This window comes from Halomonas sp. AOP43-A1-21 (genome assembly GCF_052376775.1).
Taxonomy (GTDB): Bacteria; Pseudomonadota; Gammaproteobacteria; order Pseudomonadales; family Halomonadaceae; genus Vreelandella; species Vreelandella colorata.
The window spans coordinates 1-3,153 of sequence record NZ_JBQSWC010000069.1 but is presented as its reverse complement, the minus strand read 5'-3'; the positions used below and the strand labels follow the sequence as shown (position 1 = coordinate 3,153).

General features: G+C 60.3%; 1 protein-coding gene. It reads right to left on the bottom strand.

Features of this window, described 5'->3' with window-relative positions:
* The coding region (locus ACT3R7_RS20455; RefSeq protein WP_496199449.1) for a condensation domain-containing protein at positions 1-3,153 on the bottom strand (3,153 nt) is incomplete at both ends.

Genomic DNA, 3,153 nt, shown 5'->3' with positions numbered 1-3,153 from the left:
AGCCAGTCGAGCGAGCATGAGGGAGTGGCCACCCAGTGTAAAAAAGTTCTGATGTGCACCGATCGGCTGCTCGCGTTGCAACAGCGTGCGCCAGATTTGTTCGATACGCTGCTGCAATGGCGTCAATGCCTGCTGCTCATCCTGTTCGCACTGCAACGCCTGCTGTAACAGCGCCGCCGCCTGACCGCGATCCGGCTTACCCGTACTTAGCCGCGGTAACTGTTGCACCACCTCAATAATTCCCGGCACCATTGGGGCCGGCAGTTGCTGTTGCAACGCAACGCGCACCGCCTGCTGCGTCGCTCCGCCCTGCACTACCACCAGTACACCCAACACCGGCCCGCCGCCTGTGTCTATTACCGCAGACAACGACTGGCGCACGCCGGCCACTCCAGCAACCTGTACATCCAGTCCCTGCAAATCTATCCGGATGCCCCGCAACTTGACCTGCGCATCGCGACGGCCCAGTACTATCAGCTCTCCCCGTGCGTTGCGTATCACCTCATCGCCTGTGTCGAACCAGCGCTCACCTTCATTTTCATAAAACATCGACTCGGCCCGCCGAGCCTTACCCGCATACCCTGGCGAGAGTGCCACCCCCCCAAGCTGCAGCCGGCCAACCAACCCCGGCCACTGCACCAGGCCTTCCTGGCCCACGATCCGTGCCTTAACATTACTCATCAGCTGGCCCACAGGTACCAGCCCGCTGACCACACTCGCGTCCTCCTGTTCTTCATGGCCTACTTCATAGGCTGCCACATCAGCGCTCACTTCTGAGGAACCATACACGTTGACTAGCCGCAATCCGCTGCCCAGGCTTGCCCGCGCCTGGCGCACTAGTGACCAACTCAGTGCCTCGCCGCTGCTGAACACTAGCCGCAGCGACAACGGTGCCACTGCCTGGCCTGCCACTCCATCCTGATCCAGCTGCTCGCACAACGCCTGCAGTAGGCTGGGCGTCACAGTCAAACGATCCACTTGGCCCTCGCGCAAGCGCCATAACAGCCCCGCTGGATCGCGCCGGCGCGCATCACTCGCCACCACCAGCGCCACCCCTTCGAGCAGGTTGCCCAGCAGCTCACCATAAATATCCACGAAACTGACCGAGGTCTTGAGCAGTGCTCGCTCACCCGCCTGCACCCCGTACTGTCGACCCATCCAGTACAGCCGGTTTATAAACCCTCGGACACTACCCTGCACTGCCTTGGGCTGACCCGTCGAACCCGAGGTATACACCCAATACAGCACTTCACTCTCGACACGCCCAGACAACACTTCGCGCTCGGCCAACAAGGCTTGCAACTGTGGCTCCTCCTCGGGCAATGCCACCCAGTTCTGCTGCTCTAGACCCGCCGCCTGCGCCTCGTCCACTTCATTGCTGATAATCCAACGCACACCCGCATCGGCCACCAATTCCACGTGCCGTTGCGACGGATCACCCGGCTCTAACAACAACAGCACTGCACCACTGCGCACCACACCCAGCACCGCCTGCACCAATTGCGGCGAGTGTTCCAGCAACACCGCCACCACTTCGCCCGCGCATACCCCCTGCTGTACTAAGTGTACCGCCAGCGCCTCGGCCCCATCACTTAACTGCTGCCAGCTGACATCTGCCTGATCCTCATCGCCATACACCGCTACCGCCGGGCCCTGACGCTTGACTTGTTGCTGCCACAGTGACCACAGCGTTCCGGCCGGCCACTCCTGCCGATCTCCTTGCCAGACCGACACATCAGCCTGCTTTGCCACTTGCGCCGTTTGCCACCCTATCTGACCCAACTGCCGAGCCGGCTCCACACACAACATTTGACGTAATACCTCGCACAACCCCTGTATCACCGCTTGCGCCAGGCGATCGCCCACCCGCGCCTGCGCGTACGTGGCCACTACCTCCAGACCTTCAGACTGCGGCGAGATCCACACCTCCAGCGCTGTACGATGCGTCACGCCTTCCCGACCATCCAGGCCCTGCGGCTGCAACCGCAGACCTTGCACTTCATATTGCGCCTGATACAATTGCTCATTGCACACAAGGCCCACTTCGAACAGTGGGTGCCGCCCCGGCTCGCGCGGCGGATTCAGCTGTTCCACAACCCGTTCAAACGGCACATGCTGCCATTCAAAGTCCTGCATCACCTGCAATTGCGTGCGCTCCAGCGCCTGACTCAGTGACTCACCCTCATCATATTTAAAACGCAGCACCAACGGGTTCACGAACGTGCCCACCGTGTGTGAGAACGGCGCATACACCCGATTGGCCGCGTACGTCCCGAATGCCACGTCGCCACCTTGGCGCAACCGCCCCAGCACCAGTTGCAGCCCCAGCGCGTATACCGTAAATGCGGTCACACCATGATCTCGCGCCAGCTTTTGCAGCTCCTGCCGCTCCCCTTCACTCAGCTGTTGCGCATACAGCCCGCTGGTCTCATCGCTCGCATGTATATCCATATACGGTAACGCCAGCGGCTGTAGATCGCTCAGACGGCGGCTCCAGTACGACAGTCCCGGCTCTATTTGCTGCGCAAACGCCTCGCTCTGCTCCCAGCGGCTGTAGCGCACGTAATCATGCTCCACTGGCGCCAGTGACTGCCCCGCGTACAGCGCCATCAGCTCCTGCACCAAAACCTCTGTAGCCACACCATCAAGCACCGCATGGTGCACCGTCAGATAAAACACATGTTCCTGCGAGGACAGTCGGATCAGCCCCGCCCGGTATGGTACATGACAGCCTAGATCCAGAGTCGTGCTCGCCTGATCGCGCAGTCTCTGATCCAAACGCTGCTGCCGCTCGGGATCATTGAAGCCTTGCAGATCCTCATACGCCAATTGCACCGCCTCATCGACAAGCTCCACGCACGCCTGACCCGATTTGTCCTGCACAATATACGAGCGCAGGATCGTGTGGCGCTCGATCAACTCAACAAAACTAGCCTCAAAGCGCGAACGCTGAAGTGGGCCATGCAAGGTAAAGCGCAGCGGGATCAGATACTGCGTTCCATGTGGGTCCAGCTGAGATAACATCCACAGACGGCGCTGTGCAAACGATAGCGGGATAGGGTCTGACCTCTCATATACCTGCTCCCAGTATCCTAGGAGAACCCCACCATCTTGCTGCGATATACACTGAGCCATCAATGCCAGTACCGGATG